22 protein-coding genes and 5 tRNA genes are annotated in these 22,840 nt (G+C 70.2%); 12 read left to right on the forward strand and 15 right to left on the reverse strand.

Annotated elements, in window-relative coordinates:
* The first annotated feature begins 7 nt into the window (after window positions 1-7).
* Together cofC and ABZ370_RS17360 are read left to right on the forward strand one after the other, a co-directional pair.
* Entirely contained in the window at window positions 8-667 is a 660-nt protein-coding gene (gene cofC / locus ABZ370_RS17355) for a 2-phospho-L-lactate guanylyltransferase (RefSeq protein WP_358621593.1), read from the forward strand.
* A 69-nt stretch (window positions 668-736) separates the two neighbouring features.
* Window positions 737-940 carry a hypothetical protein gene (locus tag ABZ370_RS17360; protein ID WP_358621193.1) on the forward strand — a complete coding sequence of 68 codons (204 nt, stop codon included), beginning with the start codon at window positions 737-739 and terminating at the stop codon, window positions 938-940.
* 132 nt (window positions 941-1,072) lie between these two features.
* Here the strand turns inward: ABZ370_RS17360 and ABZ370_RS17365 are convergent, their stop codons facing one another.
* From ABZ370_RS17365 to leuC, 4 genes are all read right to left on the reverse strand, one after another.
* Complete coding sequence (locus tag ABZ370_RS17365) at window positions 1,073-1,663, reverse strand: HU family DNA-binding protein (protein ID WP_358621196.1); 591 nt, start codon at window positions 1,661-1,663, stop codon at window positions 1,073-1,075.
* A gap of 125 nt (window positions 1,664-1,788) precedes the next feature.
* The gene (locus ABZ370_RS17370) at window positions 1,789-2,034 is read right to left on the reverse strand and encodes a hypothetical protein (protein ID WP_358621199.1); all 246 of its coding nucleotides are present in this window, start codon (window positions 2,032-2,034) and stop codon (window positions 1,789-1,791) included.
* 124 nt (window positions 2,035-2,158) lie between these two features.
* Complete coding sequence (gene leuD / locus ABZ370_RS17375) at window positions 2,159-2,752, reverse strand: 3-isopropylmalate dehydratase small subunit (RefSeq protein WP_358621201.1); 594 nt, start codon at window positions 2,750-2,752, stop codon at window positions 2,159-2,161.
* A gap of 6 nt (window positions 2,753-2,758) precedes the next feature.
* On the reverse strand, window positions 2,759-4,189 hold the full coding sequence (leuC, locus tag ABZ370_RS17380; protein WP_358621204.1) for a 3-isopropylmalate dehydratase large subunit: 1,431 nt from the start codon (window positions 4,187-4,189) through the stop codon (window positions 2,759-2,761).
* 142 nt (window positions 4,190-4,331) lie between these two features.
* Here leuC and ndgR point away from each other — a divergent pair, with 142 nt between their 5' ends.
* On the forward strand, window positions 4,332-5,051 hold the full coding sequence (gene ndgR, locus ABZ370_RS17385; RefSeq protein WP_358621206.1) for an IclR family transcriptional regulator NdgR: 720 nt from the start codon (window positions 4,332-4,334) through the stop codon (window positions 5,049-5,051).
* Window positions 5,052-5,100: 49 nt separating this feature from the next.
* On the opposite strand, the gene ABZ370_RS17390 is transcribed toward ndgR, so the two are convergent.
* Entirely contained in the window at window positions 5,101-5,592 is a 492-nt protein-coding gene (locus tag ABZ370_RS17390) for a DUF4188 domain-containing protein (protein WP_358621208.1), read from the reverse strand.
* A 100-nt stretch (window positions 5,593-5,692) separates the two neighbouring features.
* Between ABZ370_RS17390 and ABZ370_RS17395 the strand changes: the two genes are divergently transcribed.
* Window positions 5,693-6,349, forward strand: coding sequence for a MerR family transcriptional regulator (locus ABZ370_RS17395; RefSeq protein WP_358621211.1), 657 nt, complete (start codon window positions 5,693-5,695; stop codon window positions 6,347-6,349).
* Window positions 6,350-6,394: 45 nt separating this feature from the next.
* Here ABZ370_RS17395 and ABZ370_RS17400 read toward each other — a convergent pair.
* From ABZ370_RS17400 to ABZ370_RS17435, 8 genes are all read right to left on the reverse strand, one after another.
* A tRNA-Glu gene (locus ABZ370_RS17400) sits at window positions 6,395-6,467 on the reverse strand.
* A 25-nt stretch (window positions 6,468-6,492) separates the two neighbouring features.
* Window positions 6,493-6,564: transfer RNA gene (locus ABZ370_RS17405), tRNA-Gln, on the reverse strand.
* 13 nt (window positions 6,565-6,577) lie between these two features.
* Window positions 6,578-6,650 (reverse strand) — tRNA-Glu (locus ABZ370_RS17410).
* Window positions 6,651-6,681: 31 nt separating this feature from the next.
* Window positions 6,682-6,754: transfer RNA gene (locus tag ABZ370_RS17415), tRNA-Glu, on the reverse strand.
* 50 nt (window positions 6,755-6,804) lie between these two features.
* A tRNA-Gln gene (locus tag ABZ370_RS17420) sits at window positions 6,805-6,876 on the reverse strand.
* Window positions 6,877-7,043: 167 nt separating this feature from the next.
* Window positions 7,044-8,540, reverse strand: a complete 1,497-nt coding sequence (gene gltX, locus ABZ370_RS17425) for a glutamate--tRNA ligase (RefSeq protein ID WP_358621213.1) — start codon at window positions 8,538-8,540, stop codon at window positions 7,044-7,046.
* On the reverse strand, window positions 8,533-9,324 hold the full coding sequence (locus ABZ370_RS17430; protein ID WP_358621216.1) for a fumarylacetoacetate hydrolase family protein: 792 nt from the start codon (window positions 9,322-9,324) through the stop codon (window positions 8,533-8,535). Before ABZ370_RS17430 ends, gltX begins: the two co-directional genes overlap by 8 nt.
* A gap of 117 nt (window positions 9,325-9,441) precedes the next feature.
* Complete coding sequence (locus ABZ370_RS17435; RefSeq protein WP_358621219.1) at window positions 9,442-9,621, reverse strand: hypothetical protein; 180 nt, start codon at window positions 9,619-9,621, stop codon at window positions 9,442-9,444.
* Window positions 9,622-10,218: 597 nt separating this feature from the next.
* Here ABZ370_RS17435 and ABZ370_RS17440 point away from each other — a divergent pair.
* The 8 genes from ABZ370_RS17440 to ABZ370_RS17475 all read left to right on the forward strand — a co-directional run bounded on the left by ABZ370_RS17440 (window position 10,219) and on the right by ABZ370_RS17475 (window position 20,796).
* Window positions 10,219-14,124, forward strand: coding sequence for a nitrate- and nitrite sensing domain-containing protein (locus tag ABZ370_RS17440; RefSeq protein ID WP_358621222.1), 3,906 nt, complete (start codon window positions 10,219-10,221; stop codon window positions 14,122-14,124).
* A 9-nt stretch (window positions 14,125-14,133) separates the two neighbouring features.
* Complete coding sequence (locus ABZ370_RS17445) at window positions 14,134-14,547, forward strand: roadblock/LC7 domain-containing protein (RefSeq protein ID WP_030549494.1); 414 nt, start codon at window positions 14,134-14,136, stop codon at window positions 14,545-14,547.
* A 96-nt stretch (window positions 14,548-14,643) separates the two neighbouring features.
* A complete protein-coding gene (locus tag ABZ370_RS17450; protein ID WP_055547352.1) occupies window positions 14,644-15,054 on the forward strand; it encodes a DUF742 domain-containing protein in 411 nt (136 codons plus the stop codon).
* Window positions 15,035-15,622, forward strand: a complete 588-nt coding sequence (locus ABZ370_RS17455) for an ATP/GTP-binding protein (RefSeq protein WP_358621225.1) — start codon at window positions 15,035-15,037, stop codon at window positions 15,620-15,622. Before ABZ370_RS17450 ends, ABZ370_RS17455 begins: the two co-directional genes overlap by 20 nt.
* A gap of 336 nt (window positions 15,623-15,958) precedes the next feature.
* Complete coding sequence (locus ABZ370_RS17460; RefSeq protein WP_358621228.1) at window positions 15,959-19,027, forward strand: nitrate- and nitrite sensing domain-containing protein; 3,069 nt, start codon at window positions 15,959-15,961, stop codon at window positions 19,025-19,027.
* 10 nt (window positions 19,028-19,037) lie between these two features.
* Window positions 19,038-19,451, forward strand: a complete 414-nt coding sequence (locus ABZ370_RS17465; protein WP_009714795.1) for a roadblock/LC7 domain-containing protein — start codon at window positions 19,038-19,040, stop codon at window positions 19,449-19,451.
* Window positions 19,452-19,538: 87 nt separating this feature from the next.
* Complete coding sequence (locus tag ABZ370_RS17470) at window positions 19,539-20,237, forward strand: DUF742 domain-containing protein (RefSeq protein WP_358621230.1); 699 nt, start codon at window positions 19,539-19,541, stop codon at window positions 20,235-20,237.
* Window positions 20,218-20,796: an ATP/GTP-binding protein gene (locus ABZ370_RS17475; RefSeq protein ID WP_358621232.1), complete on the forward strand. Its 579-nt coding sequence runs from the start codon at window positions 20,218-20,220 to the stop codon at window positions 20,794-20,796. The genes ABZ370_RS17470 and ABZ370_RS17475 overlap by 20 nt, the downstream gene beginning before the upstream one ends.
* A 152-nt stretch (window positions 20,797-20,948) precedes the next feature.
* Here ABZ370_RS17475 and ABZ370_RS17480 read toward each other — a convergent pair whose 3' ends face one another.
* Window positions 20,949-21,191, reverse strand: a complete 243-nt coding sequence (locus ABZ370_RS17480; protein WP_358621235.1) for an acyl-CoA carboxylase subunit epsilon — start codon at window positions 21,189-21,191, stop codon at window positions 20,949-20,951.
* A gap of 23 nt (window positions 21,192-21,214) precedes the next feature.
* On the reverse strand, window positions 21,215-22,798 hold the full coding sequence (locus ABZ370_RS17485) for an acyl-CoA carboxylase subunit beta (protein ID WP_358621238.1): 1,584 nt from the start codon (window positions 22,796-22,798) through the stop codon (window positions 21,215-21,217).
* Between the last annotated feature and the right edge of the window lie 42 nt (window positions 22,799-22,840).

Consider the following 22,840-nt stretch of genomic DNA (forward strand, 5'->3'; position numbering starts at 1 on the left):
AAGCCCAGTGGCGTGGACGCTGGTGGTGCCGCTGAAGCCCTTGTCGCGCGCGAAGTCCAGGCTCTCCGACGCCGCCGGGGACACCCTGCGGCCGGGTCTCGCGCTGGCGTTCGCCAAGGACACGGTGGGAGCGGCGCTGGCCGGTCGCCGGGTCGGCGGGGTGACCGTGGTCACGGACGATCCGCTCGCCGGGCGCGAGCTGGCGGCCCTCGGTGCCCGGATCGTGCCCGATACGCCGGGGCGCGGGCTGAACGCGGCGCTCGCGCACGGCGCCCGGACGGTGCGGGAGGACCGCCCCAGCGCCTCCGTGGCGGCGCTGAACGCCGATCTCCCGGCACTGCGGACGGCCGACCTCGACCAGGTGCTCGAAGTCGCCGCGGGCTTCCCACGCGCCTTTCTGGCGGACGCGGCGGGGGTCGGTACGACACTCCTCGCGGCGGCGCGGGGCACCGGCCTCGCCCCCGCCTTCGGAGGCGCCTCCCGGACCCGCCACCGGGCGTCCGGCGCATACGAGATCGAGCTGCCCGGGGTCGATTCGGTGCGGCGCGACGTGGACACCGGCGAGGATCTGCGCGCGGCCCTGGCGCTGGGCGTGGGCACCCACACGGCCCGGCTGTGCGGCACTCCCCGCCCGCCCGGCCCACGGGCCGCGCTGCCGGGGACATAACGCCGCCGGAGGCGGCAAGAGGGATGCCCCGCGGGGAGGACGCGGGCGGTGCGCACTAGGCTGGCGGGTATGCAGGGAACGGCCTACACCTACGACCCCGACGCCCGTACGGGCAGTGTGCTGCTCGACGACGGCACGCCCGTGCCCTTCGACGCGGCGGCCTTCGACGCCGGGGGGCTGCGACTGCTGCGGCCGGGGCAGCGGGTGCGGATCGAGGTGACGGGCGAGGGTGCCGACCGGCGCGTCGTCCTCGTCACCCTGCAGACGTTCTGAAGGCGTCCTGAAGGCGTTCTGAAGGCGTTCCGAGGCCCCCGGCGGGGGTTCCCGGGTCCATGACGCACCGCGGGCCGGGCTCCCTCGGGGAGCCCGGCCCGGCGCGTGAACGGTGCCGCTGTGCGCCGTCTGCTAGCGCTTCCTGGCGGTCGTGGTCTTCTTGGCGGGGGCCTTGCGCGCGGTGGTCTTGCGCGCCGGGGCCTTCTTCGCCGCGGCCTTCTTGGCGGTCGTCTTCTTCGCCGGAGCCGCCTTCTTGGCGGTGGCCTTGGCCGCCGGGGCCTTCTTGGCGGGCGCCTTCTTCGCCGCGGCCTTCTTGGCGGCGGCGGCCTTCTTCGCCGGAGCCGCCTTCTTGGCGGTGGCCTTCTTGGCCGCGGCCTTCTTCGCGGCGACCTGGAGGCTGCCCTTGGGCGCCTTCTTCACGGCCACCTCGCCGCCCCGCGGCAGCTTCTTCGAACCGCTCACCAGGTCCTTGAAGCCCTGGCCCGCGCGGAAACGGGGCACCGAGGTCTTCTTGACCCGGACCCGCTCCCCGGTCTGCGGGTTACGGGCGTACCGGGCAGGCCGTTCCACCTTCTCGAACGAACCGAAACCGGTGACCGAAACTCGATCCCCGCTGACCACCGCACGGACGACGGCGTCCAGTACCGCGTCGACCGCGTCGGCGGCCTGCTGTCGTCCGCCGACCTTGTCTGCAATCGCTTCTACGAGCTGCGCCTTGTTCACGTCTTCCCCTTCGGAGACATTGCTAGAACGAATGTGTTCAAGCTTTTTCGCACGTTAGGCAGATATATACCGCAAATCAAACACGAAACGGGCTAATCACCCTTGTGCCGCAACGCACTCGGTCGTCACGGACTTCGGCCGGAGTCGGGATCTTCGGGGAAACGCCCCTCGTCGAGGTCGTTCATCAACCGCTCCAGACGCCTTGCCGCGTCTGCGAGATCGTGTTTTGACGCTGCCGTGATCACCAGCAGCTTCCGGGACAGCGCCATCCGTACGCCCTCCGGGACTTGCAGTGTGCGCACCCTTGTGTGCGCTTCCTTGAGCCGGGCGGCGACAAGACCGTAGAGCTCGAGTTGGCCGTCGCGTTCCATGCACTGATTGTGCCATCTGAGGCGAGTTGTCGCTTCACGGGGCCTCAACATGACGATGCGCCGCCAGTCCGAGGACTGGCGGCGCATCATGCCAAACCCGCTCTGTGCAGGGGAAACCGGGGGGTCAGGCCACTGTCGTGCTGGGCTTGAAGGAGGGACGACCACCCTCGTACGCGGCGATGTCGGCCTCCTCCCTGAGGGTGAGGCTGATGTCATCCAGCCCCTCCAGGAGTCGCCACCGGGCGTTCTCGTCAAGCTCAAAATCAGCCGTGATTCCCTCGGCTCGAACCTGACGGTCGACGAGGTCCACGGTGACCTCCGCGGTGGGGTCCGACTCGACCAGCTTCCACAGCCGGTCCACGGTCTCCTGCGGCAGGACAACGGTCAGCAGCCCGTTCTTGAGGGAGTTGCCGCGGAAGATGTCGGCGAAGCGCGGGGAGATCACAGCCTTGAAGCCGTAGTTCTGCAGCGCCCACACCGCGTGCTCGCGCGAGGAGCCGGTGCCGAAGTCGGGGCCGGCCACCAGGACCGTGCCGCCCTTGTGCTCGGCCTTGTTGAGCACGAACTCCGGGTCCTTGCGCCAGGCCTCGAACAGCCCGTCCTCGAAACCGTCGCGGGTGACCTTCTTGAGCCAGTGCGCCGGGATGATCTGGTCCGTGTCCACGTTGCTGCGGCGCAGCGGAACGGCCCGGCCGGTGTGCGTGGTGAATGCTTCCATGGCTGCTCAGACCCCCACGGGAACGGTGACGTCGGCGTCGGACAGGTCGGCGGGCGAGGCCAGGTGGCCGAGCACCGCGGTGGCGGCGGCGACCTGCGGCGAGACCAGGTGGGTACGGCCGCCCTTGCCCTGCCTGCCCTCGAAGTTGCGGTTGGACGTGGACGCCGAGCGCTCACCGGGGGCGAGCTGGTCGGGGTTCATGCCCAGGCACATCGAACAGCCCGCGTGCCGCCACTCGGCGCCGGCCTGGGTGAAGACCTTGTCCAGCCCCTCCTCCACGGCCTGCAGCGCGACCCGCACCGAGCCCGGGACCACCAGCATCCGCACCCCGTCGGCCACCGAACGGCCGTACAGGATCGACGCGGCGGCGCGCAGGTCCTCGATGCGGCCGTTGGTGCAGGAGCCGACGAAGACGGTGTCGACCTTGATGTCGCGCAGCGGCTGACCGGCCGTCAGACCCATGTACTCCAGGGCCTTCTCGGCGGCGAACTTCTCGCTGGCGTCCTCGAAGGTGGCCGGGTCCGGTACCGACTCCGACAGCGGCGCGCCCTGACCGGGGTTGGTGCCCCAGGTGACGAACGGGGCCAGCTCGGAGGCGTCGATGACCACCTCGCGGTCGAAGGCCGCGCCGTCGTCGCTGCGCAGCGTGCGCCAGTACGCGACGGCCGCGTCCCAGTCCTCGCCCTGCGGGGCGTGCGGGCGGCCCTGGAGGTAGGCGAAGGTGGTCTCGTCCGGGGCGATCATGCCCGCCCGGGCGCCCGCCTCGATGGACATGTTGCACACGGTCATCCGGGCTTCCATCGAGAGCTTCTCGATGGCCTCGCCGCGGTACTCGATCACGAAGCCCTGGCCGCCGCCGGTGCCGATGCGGGCGATGATCGCCAGGATCAGGTCCTTGGCGGTGACGGTCTCGGGCAGCTCGCCCTCGACGGTGACGGCCATGGTCTTGAACGGCGCGAGCGGCAGCGTCTGGGTGGCCAGCACATGCTCGACCTGGCTGGTGCCGATGCCGAACGCGAGCGCGCCGAAGGCGCCGTGGGTGGAGGTGTGGCTGTCACCGCAGACGACGGTGGTGCCGGGCTGGGTCAGTCCCAGCTGCGGTCCCACTACGTGGACGACGCCCTGCTCGACGTCACCGAGCGGATGCAGACGCACCCCGAACTCCGCACAGTTCTTGCGCAGCGTCTCCAACTGGGTACGGGAGACGGGGTCCGCGATCGGCTTGTCGATGTCGAGGGTCGGGGTGTTGTGATCCTCGGTCGCGATGGTGAGATCGGTACGGCGCACCTGGCGCCCGGCCTTGCGGAGGCCGTCGAACGCCTGCGGGCTGGTCACCTCGTGCAGCAGGTGCAGATCGATGAAGAGGAGGTCCGGCTCGCCATCGGCGTGCCGGACGACATGGTCGTCCCAGACCTTCTCCGCGAGTGTCCGTCCCATCGCTTTCCCTCCGGCCGGCCACTTCGCCGGCCCAACTCGTGTCGAGTGCGTGCCCTGGCCTTCGGGCCCGCCAGTTACAGAGTGGCGGGTATCCCGAAAAATTGAACTTGCGTTTCACACTGTGAGACGCGAGTATCGTTTCATGGACAACTCTAGCGGCGTCGGCGTTCTCGACAAGGCGGCTCTGGTACTGAGCGCTCTGGAGTCCGGCCCGGCCACCCTCGCGGGGCTGGTCGGGGCCACCGGTCTCGCGCGCCCCACGGCGCACCGGCTCGCGGTAGCACTCGAGCACCACCGGATGGTGGCGCGCGACATGCAAGGCCGCTTCATCCTGGGCCCGCGCCTGGCCGAGCTGGCCGCGGCGGCGGGTGAGGACCGCCTGCTCGCCACGGCCGGGCCGGTCCTCACCCACCTCAGGGACGTGACCGGGGAGAGCGCGCAGCTCTACCGGCGGCAGGGCGATATGCGCATCTGCGTCGCGGCGGCCGAGCGGCTGTCCGGATTGCGGGACACCGTCCCGGTCGGCTCCACCCTCCCCATGAAGGCGGGCTCGGCGGCCCAGATCCTGATGGCCTGGGAAGAGCCGGAGCGGCTGCACCGTGGCCTGCAGGGCGCCCGCTTCACCGCGACGGCGCTGTCCGGCGTACGGCGGCGGGGCTGGGCCCAGTCGATCGGCGAGCGGGAGCCGGGCGTGGCGTCCGTATCCGCCCCGGTGCGCGGCCCGTCCAACCGCGTGGTCGCCTCCGTCTCGGTCTCCGGACCGATCGAGCGGCTGACCCGCCACCCGGGCCGCATGCACGCCCAGGCCGTCATCGACGCGGCGGCGCGCCTGTCGGACGCCCTGCGCCGGGGAAACGGATGACCGCGTTACGGACACCCCCTCCCCCGGCGCGTGACGACTACGCGCTCTTCTACTCGCTCTTCAGCGACAGCCGGTCGGCCGCGCGCTCGCCGCGACGGCCGACCGGGACGACCCCGGTGGCCTTGCCCAGCCCGAACGCCGGCATGCCGGAGTAGATCGACTCATGCGCACCGGCCGGTACGACGTACGTCTCGTGCCAGATGCCGACCTTCCCCCGGCCCTCCCGGGCCCGCCGGTTGAACGCGGCCCAGGCCGGGCGGTGCTCCTTGCCCTGTGCCGAGGCGTACGCCAGGAGCTTCTCGTGCGAGTCCCAGTACTGCACGACGCACAGCACCCGGGGCGGGCCGACCAGCACCTCGCAGCCCAGCAGCCCGCTCTCCTTGTCCTGCGACAGCTCACGCAGCATCCGCGGCATGGCCCGGAAGACCGGCAGCCAGCTGCGCAGCGCGCGGAAGCGGTTGACGCGCATCCCGATGAGGAAGACGGTCACCTCCCCCTCGCCCTCGGCGGTCATGCGGCCTTCGATCACATCGGCACCCATGGTGATCCCCTCGTTCCGACGTCGCGGATACTGGATAGTGAAGCTATCCAGTGATTGGATAGTGGCACTCTCCATATGGAAAAGCAAGGGAAGGCACGGCATGCGACTGGCGGAGCTGAGCGAGCGCAGCGGGGTGTCCACCGCGACGATCAAGTACTACCTGCGCGAAGGGCTGCTGCCGCCCGGCGAGCGGCTCACCGCCACGAAGGCCGCGTACGGCGAGGAGCATCTGCGCAGGCTGCGGCTGGTGCGGGCGCTGATCCAGGTCGGCCGGATGCCGGTGGCCACCGCACGCGAGGTGCTGAAGGCCGCCGAGGACGAGTCGCTGAGCCAGCACGTGCGACTGGGGGCCGCGGTCTGGGCGCTGCCGCACGGCCCGGAGCCCGAGCAGGGCAGCGCGGAGACGGCCCGGGCCCAGGAGGAGGCGAACGCGCTGCTGGATCAACTCGGCTGGGCCTACTGCCGGGACACCCGCGACGACTCCCCCGCCTACCGGATGCTGGTGGAGGCCATCGCGTCGCTGGCCCGCCTCGGATACCCGCATGACACCGGCCACTTGCTGCCGTACGCCCGGCTGGCGTCCGAACTGGCCGTGCACGAACTGGACGTGGTGGAGACGTACGACACGCCCACCGGGCAGATCGAGGCGTCCGTCGCGCTGACCGTGCTGTACGAGCCGGTACTGCTGAGCCTGCGGCGACTCGCCCAGGCCCAGGAGTCCGGCCGCCGCTTCGACCAGGGACCGGACGAGGCATAACGCGAAAAGGCCCTCCGCGTCACCGCGGAGGGCCTTCCCTTTTTGTACCCCCGACCGGATTCGAACCGGCGCTACCGCCTTGAGAGGGCGGCGTGCTAGGCCGCTACACAACGGGGGCCTGAATCAGCACATCCTGCACTGCGCTGGGCTACCAGGACTCGAACCTAGACTAAATGAACCAGAATCACTCGTGCTGCCAATTACACCATAGCCCATGGTATAGACCAGTACCCCCGACCGGATTCGAACCGGCGCTACCGCCTTGAGAGGGCGGCGTGCTAGGCCGCTACACAACGGGGGCCCTAGCGATCTCCGTAACTGCTGGAGATCCGTACCCCCGACCGGATTCGAACCGGCGCTACCGCCTTGAGAGGGCGGCGTGCTAGGCCGCTACACAACGGGGGCCTGGTCTTGCTCGATCAAGAGATTCTCGACAGAATCGGGAAAATCTCTTGCTGGGGTACCAGGACTCGAACCTAGACTAAGTGAACCAGAATCACTCGTGCTGCCAATTACACCATACCCCACCAAAACGCCACCCCCGTAGGGGTGTTGTCTGGGTTACGCCTCCGTCCGGCCTTTCGGCCCGCCCGGGCGGCGCAGGAAGAACATTACCCGATGGTGGACGGGCCACCAAAACGGATTGCCGGGGTGGTGGCGCCGCGTGCCGGGCACGCGGCGCCCTCGCGACCCGTCAGGCCGACGGCGCCGACAGCTTCGCCAGTGCCGCGTCGATGCGGGCCAGGGTGCGCTCGCGCCCCAGGACCTCCAGGGACTCGAACAGCGGCAGTCCGACCGTGCGGCCCGTGACGGCGACGCGGACCGGGGCCTGCGCCTTGCCCAGCTTGAGACCGTGCTCCTCACCGGCGGCGAGGACGGCCTCCTTGAGGGGCTCGGCCTGCCACTCGGCCTCGGCGATCTTCGTACGGGCGGTGGCGAGCAGGGCGTCCGCCCCCGGCTTCATGGCCTTCGTCCACGACGCCTCGTCCTCCACCGGCTCGGCCAGGAAGAGGAAGTCGACGTTGGCGGTGATGTCGGACAGCACCGTCAGCCGGGTCTGGGCCAGCGGGGCCAGCTCCTCGAAGGCGGCCGCGTCGAAGCGCTCCGGGTCCCAGGGCGCGTGCGGGGCCCGCAGCCAGGGGCCGCACGCCTCGATGAAGGCCTTGACGTCCAGCTGCCGGATGTGGTCCGCGTTGATCGCCTCGGCCTTCTTGAGGTCGAAGCGCGCCGGGTTGGCGTTGACACCCGAGATGTCGAACGCGGCGACCATCTCCTCAAGGGAGAAGACGTCCCGGTCGGCCGAGAGCGACCAGCCCAGCAGGGAGAGATAGTTGAGCAGCCCCTCGGGGAGGAAGCCGCGCTCCCGGTAGAGGTTCAGCGACGCCTGGGGGTCGCGCTTGGACAGCTTCTTGTTGCCCTCGCCCATGACGTACGGCAGATGCCCGAAGGCGGGCACCTGGCCACCCCCCACGCCGATCTCGGCGAGCGCCCGGTAGAGCGCGACCTGGCGCGGGGTGGAGGACAGCAGGTCCTCGCCGCGCAGCACGTGGGTGATCTCCATCAGCGCGTCGTCGACGGGGTTGACGAGCGTGTAGAGCGGGGCGCCGTTGGCGCGCACGATGCCGTAGTCCGGAACGTTGTCCGGGGTGAAGGTCAGCTCGCCGCGCACCAGGTCGGTGAAGGTGATCGGCTCGTCGGGCATCCGGAAGCGGACGATCGAGGCGCGGCCCTCGGCCTCATGCGCCGCGATCTGCTCGGGGCTCAGCGCGCGGCAGGTGCCGTCGTAACCGGAGGCGCGGCCGGCCTTACGGGCGGCGTCGCGGCGCTCCTCCAGCTCCTCGGCCGTGCAGTAGCAGCGGTAGGCGTGACCGGCGTCCAGCAGCCTGGCCGCGACGTCGGCGTAGATCTCCATGCGCTGCGACTGACGGTAGGGCGCGTGCGGGCCGCCGATCTCGGGGCCCTCGTCCCAGTCGAAGCCCAGCCAGCGCATGGCCTCCAGCAGCTGCGTGTACGACTCCTCGGAGTCGCGCGCGGCGTCGGTGTCCTCGATACGGAAGACCAGGGTGCCGCCGTGGTGGCGGGCGAACGCCCAGTTGAAGAGGGCGGTGCGGACCAGGCCCACATGGGGGTTGCCGGTCGGCGAGGGACAGAAACGAACCCGCACGGGGGCGGGGGAGGTTGCGCTAGCCACGCTTGATCACCTTGTTGGTGAGAGTGCCGATGCCTTCGATGGTGACGGCGACCTCGTCGCCGACGGTGAGGGGGCCGACGCCCGCCGGGGTGCCGGTGAGCACGACGTCGCCGGGGAGCAGCGTCATGGCCTCGGTGATGTGCACGATCAGGTCCTCGATCGAGCGGACCATCTCGCTCGTGCGGCCCAGCTGCCGCTGCTCGCCGTTGACGGTGCACATGACCCCGAGGTCGCCGGCCCGCTCCAGGTCGATGCCGGTCTCCACCCAGGGGCCCAGCGGGCAGGAGGTGTCGAAGCCCTTCGCCCGTGCCCACTGCTTCTCGCGCCGCTGCGCGTCACGTGCGGTGACGTCGTTGCCGCAGGTGTAACCGAGGATGACGTCGGCCACGCGCTCGCGCGGGACCTCGCGGCACATCCGTCCGATGACCACGGCCAGCTCGGCCTCGTGGTGCACCTCGGAGGAGAAGGACGGATAGGCGATGGGGTCGCCGGGGCCGGTCACCGAGGTGGACGGCTTGAAGAAGACGACCGGGACGTCGGGGACCTCGTTGCCGAGTTCGGCGGCGTGCTCGGCGTAGTTGCGGCCGATCCCGATGACCTTGTTGGGCAGGACGGGCGGCAGCAGCCGGACCTTGCTGAGGGGGATCTTCTGCCCCGAGCGCTCGAATTCGGCGAAGGGGTGTCCCTTGATGATGTCGACGACGGGACCGCCCTGATCGGACGGCTCGCCCTCGACCACTCCGAAGGCGACGTTGCCATCGATGGAGAATCTGGCGATGCGCACGGGAAGCTGGTGCCCCTTAACTGAACTCGCTGGAGACTGACGCTCCAGGCTATCGCCCCGCCTCCCGCACGCCGCCGGGTCGGCTCGCCCGCCCCCGTGGGGGCCTGGTGCGTGCGGTCAGGCGCCGGGGGCCTCGGTCAGTACGGTGCGCCGGGGGTTGGCGGTCCGGGTGGGCAGTTCGACGGGGTGCTCCGGCTGTTCGCCGGTCTCGGTCCGCGGCTCCTCGGCGTCCCCGAGATGGGCCAGGGTGGTGCGCCGGGGGTTGGCTATCGCGCGGAACATCATCGTCGTCTTCACTGGGTTTACGCCTCGCGTTGTTGTCGTTTCGACCGGTTGTGTAAAGCGTCAGGCTAGGGGCGGCCTTGCCCATGGATTCACAGAAAAAGTCTCGACCGGCATGTGATTTTGCTCACGAATGATCGGGCAAAAGCCGCATTCGCGACACGCCATTCACGCCCCAAAACGGGCATTGCACCCCCGAACCTGACGTTCCGCTCTCGATCATCGCTAGCCGGACACGCCGTGGCGGCGATCGACTCGTTCACAAAAGTCCGTTATCGCAGACATGACTTTCTACGTCCGGTAATAACGCCCGCACTGAGCGTCACGCGCGTCACAGCCTTACCGCTTGCCCTTGTTGCAGCATCCGGCACTGTGCTGGAATTCCCGGGACCGCCGCGGGATTCAGCCCGGCGCGCATGGGGGCGCAAGACAGAGAGGCGCCGAGCGGCGGGGCTCCTCTTGTCGATATACGAAAGGAAGCGCGCCGGTCACTCACGACCGAATTGGGGGGCTGCGGTCCCCCTCGACTCGACACCGCTCCACTGCTGATCCGGTGGAGCGCCTGGTCCAGAGGTTGCGACGCTAGTGCAGGGACGTTTCAAGAGGGATGGTATGGGGTCCCCCCAGGCCCGCCAGGGCCGTGGGGAAGCTTCGGCGGACCCGGAGCCGCGCGGTGGGACCGACCGCGGCTCCTCGCCTCAGCGCGCCCAGGGCGGCGGGCGGCCCCCGGCCGACCAGGGCCCCGAGGCCGGCACCCGGAGCGCTACGAAGACCAGCGCGCCCAGCGGTGGCGGCGGCGCCGCCGAGTCCACCAAGTCGAAGGCGCCCAGCGGGCCCGGTGCCCGCATGGCCCTCAAGAACTGGCGCATCAGCACCCGGCTGGTCTCCCTGCTGGCGCTCCCCGTGGTCGCCGCGACCACGCTGGGCGCGCTCCGTATCGACACCTCGCTGGACAACATCCAGCAGCTCGACCAGATGAAGCTGCTCACCGACATGACGCAGCAGGCCACCGAGCTGTCGAACGCGCTCCAGGCGGAGCGGGACAAGTCGGCGGGGCCGCTGGCCAGCAAGGGCAACGAGAAGGACGACGGTGTCGTCTCGACGCGCGAGGACACCAACCGCGCGATCGCGGCCTTCCGCAAGGCCACCGACAACGTCGAGCCCGGCGAGCAGTCCATGGCCGGTGTGCAGTCCACGCTGGTCAACATCGACCGCCAGCTCGGCAAGATCAACGACATCCGTGACTCGGCGTACGACAACAACCAGTACTACTCGCTGACGGTCCAGGACTACAACGAGCTGATCAACTCGCTGCTGTCGCTGTCGCAGGACATGGCGCAGGCGACCAGCAACCGCGCGATGATCAACAACACCCGCGCGCTCGCCACCTTCTCCTCGGCCAAGGAGTACGCGTCCATCCAGCGCGCGCTCATCAGCGCCGCCCTCGCCGACCCCAAGGGCGCCGAGTTCTCCGCCAACGACAGCCGGTTCGCCAGGACCGCGGTCGACAAGGAGAACGAGGCGCTCGGCAGTTTCAAGCAGATCCGCCAGGGCAACTCCGAAGACCTGCTGGAGCCGCTGGACAGCCGCCCGGACATCAAGGCGGCGACCATGTACGCCGACCGGGCGGTGCGTGACCCGGACGGCCTCAAGGCCGAGAAGCGCACCTATCTGGACTGGTACGACCAGGACAGCATCAAGATCGACGAGATGGGCAAGATCGAGCAGACGCTGCTCAGCGAGATGACGCAGAAGTCTCGTGAGCTGCGCGACTCCGCCCAGCAGGACGCGATCCTCAACGGTGCGCTGATCCTGCTCGTCCTCGGTGTCTCGCTGGTCGGCGCGTTCGTGGTGGCCCGGTCCATGGTGCGTTCGCTGCGCCGGCTGCAGGACACCGCGCAGGACGTCGCCGAGAAGCGGCTGCCCGAGCTGGTCAAGCATCTGTCCGAGTCCGACCCGCAGGACGTGGACACCTCCGTGGAGTCCGTCGGCGTGCACAGCCGGGACGAGATCGGCAGGGTGGCCGCGGCCTTCGACGACGTGCACCGCGAGGCGGTCCGGCTGGCCGCCGAACAGGCGCTGCTGCGAGGCAACGTCAACGCGATGTTCACCAACCTCTCGCGCCGCAGCCAGGGCCTCATCCAGCGTCAGCTCTCGCTCATCTCCGAGCTGGAGAGCCGCGAGGCCGACCCGGACCAGCTGTCCTCGCTGTTCAAGCTCGACCACCTCGCGACCCGCATGCGCCGTAACGGTGAGAACCTGCTGGTCCTCGCGGGCGAGGAGCCCGGCCGCCGCTGGACCCGGCCGGTCCCGCTGGTCGACGTGCTCCGCGCGGCCGCCTCCGAGGTGGAGCAGTACGAGCGCATCGAACTCAGCTCGGTCCCGGCGACCGAGGTCGCGGGCCGGGTCGTCAACGACCTCGTGCACCTGCTCGCCGAGCTGCTGGAGAACGCCACCTCCTTCTCCTCGCCGCAGACCAAGGTCAAGGTCACCGGTCACGCGCTGCCCGACGGGCGGGTGCTGGTCGAGATCCACGACACCGGTATCGGGCTCTCGCCCGAGGACCTGGCCGCGATCAACGAGCGGCTGGCCTCCCCGCCCACGGTCGATGTGTCGGTGTCCCGGCGCATGGGCCTGTTCGTGGTCGGCCGGCTGTCGCTGCGTCACGGCATCCGCATCCAGCTGCGGCCGTCCGACTCGGGCGGTACGACGGCGCTGGTCATGCTGCCGGTGGACGTCGCCCAGGGCGGCCGCAAACCGGTGCCGCAGGGCGCCGGCGGCAAGGGCGGCGCACCCGGCGGGCAGGGTGGTCCGGGCGGCCAGGGCAACGGCTCGGCGGGACTGCTCGGTTCGCCGCCCCCACGGCGGCAGGTCCCCGGTTCGGGTCCGCGCACCGCGCTGCCCGGCAGCGGCGGCGGCCTTCCGACCCGCCCGGCCGGTACCGGTGCGGGTGCGGGTGCGGGTGCGGGTGCGGGTGCGGGTGCGGGTGCGGGTGCGGGTGCGGGTGCCGCCGGGCCGTCCGGCGGCCCTCCCTCCGGCCCGAACCTCTTCGAGGCCCCCGGACGGTCGGCCACCCCGAAGCGGAACGAGCCCCCGGCCGGTCCCGGCGGCGATGCCGGTGACCGCGGCGCTCCCGGCGCCCCCTCCGACCGTCCCCCGCTGCCCAACCGCGCCGACCAGGGGCCGACGGTCGCCCCGCCGACCGGTGCGCCCAGCCGCGCCGACGCGGGCGACCAGGGCAACCGCCCGCAGCTGCCCTCGCGCGACCCGGCACGTGAGCTTCCCGGCCCGCCGCAGCAGCAGCCCGGCACCAGCTGGGGCCGTCCCGAGGACGACTGGCCGGGCGGCGGGCGGCGCGACGCGGGCGACCGGCCGCGCGGGCACGAGGAGCCGGAGACCACGGGCCAGTTCGCCCGTCCGGACCTCCTCTCCGCCCCGGGCGAGCGCCGCGATCCGTTCGGCAACCGCGGCCCCGGCGACACCGGCGAGCTGCCCCAGCTGAGCGACGGCCCCAACCTGTTCGAGCCGCGCCGCCCGGGCGACACCGGCGAGTTCCAGCGGCCCGACTTCGGCCGGGGCCCCGGTGACACCAGCGAGTTCCAGCGGCCCGACTTCAGCCGCGGGCCCGGGGACACGAGCGAGTTCCAGCGCCCGGACTTCGGTCGCGGGCCCGGGGACACCGGCGAGTTCGCCGTACCCGGCCAGGAGGGCCGCGGTCCGGGTGACACCGGGCAGTTCAGCCGCCCCGACTACGGGCGCGGCCCCGGCGACACCAGCGAGTTCCAGCGGCCGGAGCTGGGCCAGGGGCCCGGCGACACGGGCGAGTTCCCGCAGGTGCGGGACGACCTGAACCAGCGCGGCGGCCGCCGGCCGGACGACGCCCTGCCGCCCGCCGGTCCCGGCGACGGCCGGACGCCGATATTCGACACCATCGAATCCAGCTGGCTCCACCAGCCCGAGACCTCGGGCGGCCAGGGCGACGGCGGGCGGTACACCGCCGAGCCGCCCGCTTCGGCTCCCGAACCGCCCGCGCAGCCCGCCTCGGCCGTTCCGCCCGCCCGGGGCCGTGAGCCGCAGCAGCCGTCCTGGAACACCGGTGAGTACCAGGGAGCCGGAGCGAACGGGACCGGGGCGAACGGAATCGGGACGAGCGGGACCGGCGGCCTCGGTGACACCAACGGCTCCGGTTTCCAGGGGCTGGGCGCGGGATCGGCGTGGCAGAGCTCGGCCAACGACGAGCGCTGGCGCCGCGCCGGGCAGATCCGCGAGCCCGCCGCCGGCGGTATCACGTCGTCCGGCTTGCCACGGCGCGTGCCCCGCGCGAATCTCGTGGAGGGCGCCGCCGAGCCGTCGCAGCAGCCCGAGCAGGTGGGGCCACAGGTGTCTCGCGCGCCCGACGATGTGCGCGGGAGGCTGACCAACCTCCGCCGGGGGATTCAGCAGGGTCGTCGGGCCCAAACCGGTCCCGACGGCAATCACGATCGCGGCGTAGGCCCGACTTACCAGCAGGAGCGTTAGTTGAGCCCGATGAGCCAGGCGGCGCAGAATCTGAACTGGTTGATCACCAACTTCGTGGACAACACCCCCGGGGTGTCCCACACCGTGGTGGTCTCCGCCGACGGACTCCTTCTGGCGATGTCCGAAGGCTTCCCCCGTGACCGAGCCGATCAACTGGCGGCGGTCGCCTCCGGCCTGACCTCGCTCACCGCCGGAGCCTCCCGCATCTTCGAAGGCGGCGCGGTCAACCAGACCGTCGTCGAAATGGAACGAGGCTTCCTCTTCATCATGTCCGTCTCCGACGGCTCCTCCCTCGCCGTACTCGCCCACCCCGAGTGCGACATCGGCCTCGTCGGATACGAGATGGCCCTGCTCGTCGATCGCGCGGGCAACGTCCTCACCCCCGACCTGCGCGCCGAATTGCAAGGCAGCCTGTTGAACTGACCCCACCGACCGCCAGCCCGGCCGTACGGCCGGGCGCCCCCCACCGGCACCGACCGACGGCATACGTCGTCACCTTGTTGTCCGACCGGAGGACTCATGACCCCGCCCCCTGCCTCGACCGGCCCGTACGGCGGCCATCACCACACGCCGTACGGGGGTGAAGGCGACCAGCCATTGGTGCGTCCCTACGCCATGACCGGAGGCCGGACCCGGCCGCGCTACCAACTCGCCATCGAGGCACTGGTCAGCACCACGGCCGACCCCGCGCATCTGGCGGGACTGCTCCCCGAGCACCAGCGCATCTGCCATCTCTGCGGGGAGGTCAAGTCCGTCGCGGAGGTGTCGGCGCTGCTGAACATACCCCTCGGGGTGGCGCGGATTCTGGTGGCCGACCTGGCGGAGGCCGGCATGGTGGCCATTCACCAGCCCGGGGGCAGCTCGGAGACGGGCGGTACGCCGGATGTGACACTGCTCGAAAGGGTGCTCAGTGGACTTCGCAAGCTCTAGCGGCGGCGCCCCGCCGGCCCGCGCGACCACCTCGGCGAAGATCGTGGTGGCGGGCGGCTTCGGCGTGGGCAAGACCACGTTCGTCGGCGCGGTCTCGGAGATCGACCCGCTGCGCACCGAAGCCGTCATGACGTCCGCCTCGGCGGGCATCGACGACCTGAGCCATGTGCAGGACAAGACCACGACGACCGTGGCGATGGACTTCGGCCGCATCACGCTGGACGACGATCTGATCCTGTACCTGTTCGGTACCCCCGGACAGGACCGGTTCTGGTTCATGTGGGACGACCTGGTCCGCGGCGCCATCGGTGCCATCGTCCTCGTCGACACCCGCCGCCTCGCCGACTGCTTCCCGGCCGTCGACTACTTCGAGAACTCCGGCCTGCCCTTCGTCATCGCCCTCAACGGCTTCGACGGACACCAGCCCTACGCCCCGGAGGAAGTCCGCGAAGCACTGCAGATCGGCCCCGACGCACCGATCATCGTCACGGACGCGCGCCACCGCAGCGAAACCAAGAGCGCCCTCATCACCTTGGTCGAGCACGCGTTGATGGCCCGGCTCAAGTAGGGGCGGTTCACCGGAGGTTCCGGCGGCGAGGTACGAGCGGGCTGTGTCCAATGGCACGGCCCGCTCGTACCTTCCATAACGTTTCGACAGAGAAAAACGCGGCTCGTCGACACGGAGCGCATGCGATCGACTCCGTTGCGCACTCAATTAGTTCGGTATTTGACATGGCTCACCCCTAACGCCCGTTTTATCTCTGGTCTAGACAACAGACTGAACGGTTTGCGTAGTGTTTGGAAAGCACCTGCGGGGCGTGCTGGAATTCGCTGAACTGGGCAGTAGAGGGCTCAACTGGGAACGGCACGAGATCGGTGCCGACGCCGAGAGGTTGTTGGTCGAGTGAGGCGAAGCACGCCTGACCCCGCGCAAGAAGCGCGAGGGAACTTCACCCCGCCGCCGCGTACACGCACAGCGGCACCGCCCGCGGATGCGTCGGATGCGCCCACCCCCAGCGGTGGCCGCATCACCCCGCGGAACTGGGGGGTGCGCACGCGGCTGTACGCCATTCTGCTCATCCCTGTGCTGGTGGCGCTGGTCTTCGGTGGCTTCCAGGTGTCGGCGTCGGTCACTACCTGGAACGACGCGCAGGACGCGGAGCGCACCGCCAAGCTGGTCCGGGCCGCCGAGGGCTACGCCCACGCCCTGGTCGACGAGCGCGACCGCACCGCGGGACCGCTGCTGTCGGGCACCAACGAGGACGTGGTGCGCAAGGTGCGCGCGACGACGGACGCGATGAAGCGGGAGTTCGACCAGGCGGCCGCCGACATGCCGCGGACGGCCACGCTCATACGCCGCCTCAAGGCGTTCCGGTCGGCCGAACCCCAGCTGGTGGCGCTGCGGCGGAACGCCTACACCGACCGGCTGGGCGCGGTGAAGACCGAAGAGGGATACGTCGGCGTCGAGCACTCGCTGATCGAGTTCGCCAACGAACTGGGCCTGGGCACCGGCAACATCACCTCCTACGGCCGTACCGTCTACGCGGTCTCGCTGGCCAAGGGCGCCGAGTCGCTGCAGCGCTCCATCGGCACGCATCTGCTGGTCAAGCCGGGTCCGTCGGCGGCCGACCGCAAGACCCAGCTGACCGCTTTCGGCAGCTATGTCTACCTGGAGGGCATCGCCCTCGGGGAGTTCGACGCCGCCGGCACCCCGGAGGACGTGACCCGGCTGGAGGACACCCTCACCGCGGCCAAGAAGCGGGCGCAGGAGCAGAGCGCCGCGGCGAAGCAGAAGGCCGAGGCGGCGGGGAAGACGTACAACGAACCGCCCTCCATGGACCGAATGGTCCAGGCCATTGCCGGTGGGTCGGCTCCTGAGGATCTGGCGAAGCAGGGCATCACCCCGGACGCCTGGTTCACCGCGTCCACGGTCAAGTTCGACGCCTACCGGGACGCCGAGCAGAACCTCGTCGACAAGGCCGTCAACGAGGCATCGCAAATATCCGCGAACGCAAAGCAGGACACGATCGTGAACGCCGCGATCGTGCTCGTCGCACTGCTCGTGGCGTTCATCGTGGCCGGCCGGATGGCCCGCTCGATGAGCCACAGCATGCTCCAGCTGCGCAACGCCGCCTTCGACGTCGCCGAGCAGCGGCTGCCCATGGTGGTCGACCAGCTCTCCCGTACGGACCCGGGCCGGGTGAACACCCGGGTGGTCCCGATCCCGATCAACAGCCGGGACGAACTGGGCGAGGTCGCCCGCGCCTTCGACCAGGTGCACCGCGAGGCGATCCGTCTCGCGGCCGAGCAGGCGATGCTGCGGGGCAACGTCAATGCGATCTTCACCAACCTTTCCAGTCGCAATCAGGGCCTGATCGAGCGACAGCTGACCCTGATCTCCGAACTGGAGAGCCGGGAGGCCGATCCGGACCAGCTGGAGCACCTCTTCCGGCTGGACCACCTGGCCACCCGTATGCGCCGCAACGGCGAGAACCTGCTGATCCTCGCGGGCGAGGAACCGGGCCGGCGCTGGAACCAGCCGGTGCCGCTGATCGACGTGCTGCGCGCCGCCTCGTCCGAGGTGGAGTCGTACGAGCGGATCGAACTGGCCGGGATCTCCGAGACCGAGATCCACGGCACGGCGGTGACCGACCTCGTCCATCTGCTCGCCGAGCTGCTGGAGAACGCCACCACCTTCTCCTCGCCGCACACCAAGGTGCGGGTCACCGCGACCCGGCTGCCGGACGGCCGGGTGGTGGTCGAGATCCACGACAAGGGCATCGGCCTGACCGCCGAGGACTTCGCCGACATCAACCACAAGCTGGCCAAGCCGCCGACCGTGGACGCCGCGGTCTCCCAGCGCATGGGCCTGTTCGTGGTCGGCCGCCTCGCCGACCGGCACGGCATCCGGGTGCAGCTGCGCCCGGCAGGTGAGCAGGCGGGCACCACCTCGCTGGTGATGCTGCCCGAGCCGATCACCCACGGCGGTGGCGGCGAGGAGCTGCCGCAGGACGACTTCGCGGTCTCCCGGCTCGCCCCGGAGCCGGAGCCGCAGCCCTCGTACACCGCCGAGGACGCGGCCCTGTCGTCGCGTACGGCCGCCGAGCTGGGCTTCGACGACTCGTCGTACGCCCAGGAGCAGCTCCAGCGCGGTTACGGCGGCATGCAGGCCATGCAGCCCGAGCAGGAGCCGCGGCACGACCCGGCCGGGCCGGATCTGCTGGCCCAGCCCGGGCCGGATCTGCTGGCCCAACCGGGTCCGGAACCGGCCGGGCCCGGGTACCAGGTTTCCGCCTTTTCTGAACCGGAAGCGGACTTCAGCGCCCGGACAGAGCCGGAACAGCAGCCGTATGTTGGCTACAACTCACCTTCCCAGCAGGGAGAGTGGGGCGATTCCGGATCTTTTGAAATGCCCTACGCGTCGCAGTTCGGGACGCAAACGGAATCAGGACCCGGCGGTCCCGAAGTTTCCCGGGACCGCGTAGAGTTCCACCGTCCGGGCCCCTCTCCGAGCGGCGTCCACTCCGTGACCGACGCAGGACTTCCGCGCCGGGACAAGCAGTGGCAGCCGTCCGAGGAGACAGGGGCACAGGCGGTAGTCGGGGAGCCGGCGGCGCCCGCGGCGCCGGAACGGCAGCAGCAGGCCCCGCAGGAGGACGGTAACCGGTGGCAGTCGGAGAACGACCAGCGCTGGCACCGTGCCGAACAGCTCCGCGAGCCGAAGGCCGGCGGGGTCACCTCCTCCGGTCTGCCCCGGAGGGTACCCAAGGCCAACCTGGTCGAGGGTGCCGCGGAGCCCACCGGACAGGGCGGCCCCCAGGTCTCCCGGGCCCCGGAGGACATCCGCGGCAGGCTCAGCAACCTGCGCAGCGGCATCCAGCGGGGACGCGACGCGAGAGCCGGGACCACCCCGCGTGACCAGCATGACCAACAGGGCTTCGGCCCCGGCAGCACCTACGATCAGGAGCGTTAGTGTGAGCCCGATGAGCCAGGCGGCGCAGAACCTGAACTGGTTGATCACCAACTTCGTGGACAACACCCCCGGGGTGTCCCACACCGTGGTGGTCTCCGCCGACGGACTCCTTCTGGCGATGTCCGAAGGCTTCCCCCGTGACCGAGCCGATCAACTGGCGGCGGTCGCCTCCGGCCTGACCTCGCTCACCGCCGGAGCCTCCCGCATCTTCGAAGGCGGCGCGGTCAACCAGACCGTCGTCGAAATGGAACGAGGCTTCCTCTTCATCATGTCCATCTCCGACGGCTCCTCCCTCGCCGTACTCGCCCACCCCGAGTGCGACATCGGCCTCGTCGGATACGAGATGGCCCTGCTCGTCGATCGCGCGGGCAACGTCCTCACCCCCGACCTGCGCGCCGAATTGCAAGGCAGTCTTCTCAACTAGCAAACATGGAGTGCGTTTCGCGCCACCGCGCCATAGGGTGCGGTGGCGCGACCGGCCGACAGGCACGTTGGAGTTGGAGGAGGAAACGTGGCAACGCCCCCTAGCGGATATCCGTACGGCCATGGGCAGCCGTCCGATCCGCGCGGAGAAGCCCCGATGAAGCGCTTCAACTTCCCCTCCGCGCCCAGCCGCCAGGCCCGCTCCCCGTACCCGGGCGAACAGTCCTGGGAATACCCGGGCGAACAGTCCTGGGATTTCCCCGGCGAGCAGCCTCAGGAGCCGATGCCCCCGCAGCCCCGTATCCCACAGGGCCAGCAGGACCTCTACGCGCCCTCCTACGCGCCTCCCGAGAGTCCTATGTACGAACCACCGCGGCCACCCCGCATCCAGCCCGTACAGCCACCACAGCGCCTCGCCCCCGAACCTTCCCCCACGGGCGGCGCGCATAACCCCCTGGTGCGCCCGTACGCCATGACCGGGGGCCGGACCCGGCCCCGGTACCAGCTCGCCATCGAGGCACTGGTACACACCACGGCCGATCCCAGCCAGCTCCAGGGCCAGTTGCCCGAGCACCAGCGGATCTGCCAACTGTGCCGTGAGATCAAGTCGGTCGCCGAGATCTCCGCACTGCTCACCATCCCCCTCGGCGTCGCCCGAATCCTCGTAGCCGACCTGGCCGAGGCCGGGCTCGTCGCCATTCACCAGCCCGGCGGCGACGAGTCCGCCGGCGGCCAGCCTGACGTGACACTGCTCGAAAGGGTGCTCAGTGGACTTCGCAAGCTCTAGCGGTGCAGCCCGCTCCACCACCTCCGCGAAAATCGTGGTGGCGGGCGGCTTCGGCGTGGGCAAGACCACCTTCGTTGGCGCGGTCTCGGAGATCAACCCGCTGCGCACCGAAGCCGTGATGACGTCCGCCTCGGCGGGCATCGACGATCTGACCCACGCGCCGGACAAGACCACCACCACGGTGGCCATGGACTTCGGCCGCATCACGCTCGACCAGGACCTGATCCTGTACCTGTTCGGTACCCCCGGACAGGACCGGTTCTGGTTCATGTGGGACGACCTGGTCCGCGGCGCCATCGGCGCCGTCGTCCTCGTCGACACCCGCCGCCTCGCCGACTGCTTCCCCGCGGTCGACTACTTCGAGAACTCCGGCCTGCCCTTCGTCATCGCCCTCAACGGCTTCGACGGACACCAGCCGTACAACCCGGAGGAAGTCCGCGAGGCCCTGCAGATCGGCCCCGACGCACCGATCATCGTCACGGACGCGCGCCACCGCAGCGATGCCAAGAGCGCGCTGATCACGCTGGTCGAGCACGCGCTGATGGCCCGGCTGCGTTAGGCCCCGGCCGCGTACGGTTCCGGCGGGCCCCGGCCCGCCGGAACCGGCCGGAAGCCGCCGGTAGCAAATACGGGAAATCCCCCGCTCTCCGATGGAGGGCGGGGGATTTCGCGGTTCGCGCCTGTGAAGCTCCCAGGGTGCCGGCGGAGGTGTCAGCCCTGCCAGCTGTGCGGGGCGCTGAAAGCCGGGCGGCGCTCCAGCCGCCGCCAGCGGGCGGCGCTGCGGCGCGGGCGGTCCTCGGCGCCGTCGCGCGAGTGACCGGCGGTGGCGGCCGCGCGGGCGAGCAGTACGGCGGTGACCGCGGCCAGCTCCTCGGCGTCGGCGTGGCCCTTCTCGACCCGGACCAGGGTGGCCGCCGCGGAGGCGGTATCGGGAATGTCGCTGAGCGTGCTCACGGTGTGTTCGTCTCCTCGTGGCGTTACTGCGGGGGGTTGCCGTGCTTGCGGGACGGCAGGTCGGCGTGCTTGTCGCGCAGCATCGCCAGGGACCGGATCAGGACCTGACGGGTTTCGGACGGGTCGATGACGTCGTCCACCAGGCCCCGCTCGGCCGCGTAGTAGGGGTGCATCAGCTCGGACTTGTACTCCTTGACCATGCGGGCGCGCATGGCCTCGGGGTCGTCCGCGTCGGCGATCTGACGGCGGAAGATCACGTTGGCGGCGCCCTCGGCGCCCATCACCGCGATCTCGTTGGTCGGCCAGGCGTAGGTCAGGTCGGCACCGATGGACTGGGAGTCCATGACGATGTACGCGCCGCCGTACGCCTTGCGCAGGATGACGGAGATCCGCGGCACGGTCGCGTTGCAGTACGCGTACAGCATCTTGGCGCCGTGCCGGATGATCCCGCCGTGCTCCTGGTCCACGCCGGGCAGGAAGCCGGGCACGTCGAGGAAGGTGATCAGCGGGATGTTGAACGCGTCGCACATCTGGATGAAGCGCGCGGACTTCTCCGACGCCTCGATGTCCAGCACTCCGGCCAGCGACTGCGGCTGGTTGGCGATGATGCCCACCACCTGGCCGTCGAGCCGGGTCAGCGCGCAGATGATGTTGGTCGCCCAGCGCTCGTGGACCTCCAGGTAGTCGCCGTCGTCGACGATCTCCTCGATGACCTTGCGCATGTCGTACGGGCGGTTGCCGTCGGCCGGGACGAGGTCGAGCAGCGAGTCGCCGCGCCGGTCGGCCGGGTCGTCGGCCTCGGCGGTCGGCGGGTTCTCCCGGTTGTTCTGCGGCAGCAGCGAGAGGAGGTAGCGCACCTCCTCCAGGCAGGTCTCCTCGTCGTCGTACGCGAAGTGGCACACGCCCGAGGTCTCGGCGTGCACGTCCGCACCGCCCAGACCGTTCTGGCTGACCTTCTCACCCGTCACCGCCTGGACCACATCGGGGCCGGTGATGAACATCTGGGACGTCTCGCGGACCATGAAGACGAAGTCCGTGAGCGCCGGGGAGTAGGCGGCGCCACCGGCGCACGGGCCGAGCATCACGCTGATCTGCGGGATGACGCCGGACGCCTTGGTGTTGCGCTGGAAGATGCCGCCGTAGCCCGCGAGCGCGGAGACGCCCTCCTGGATGCGGGCCCCGGCGCCGTCGTTGAGGGACACCAGGGGCGCCCCGGCCGAGATGGCCATGTCCATGATTTTGTGGATCTTGGTGGCGTGGGCCTCGCCCAGCGCCCCGCCGAAGATCCGGAAGTCGTGTGCGTAAACGAACACCGTCCGTCCGTGGACGGTCCCCCAGCCGGTGACGACCCCGTCGGTGTAGGGCTTCTTCGCCTCGAGCCCGAACCCGGTCGCGCGGTGCCGCCGCAGCGACTCCACCTCGTTGAAGGACCCCTCGTCCAGCAGGAGATCGATCCGCTCGCGAGCCGTCAGCTTGCCCTTGGCCTTCTGGGCCTCGGTCGCCCGCTCGCTCGGGCCGCGCCGAGCCTGCTCGCGGATCGCGTGCAGCTCGGCGACGCGCCCGCGGACGTCACTCGCCTCTTCGGGCGCACCTTCGAGATTGGTCATGGAACGACGGTACGTTCCCCGACCCCCGGAAACGCATGTCAA

This window comes from Streptomyces sp. NPDC005962 (assembly GCF_040629205.1).
Lineage (GTDB): Bacteria > Actinomycetota > Actinomycetes > Streptomycetales > Streptomycetaceae > Streptomyces.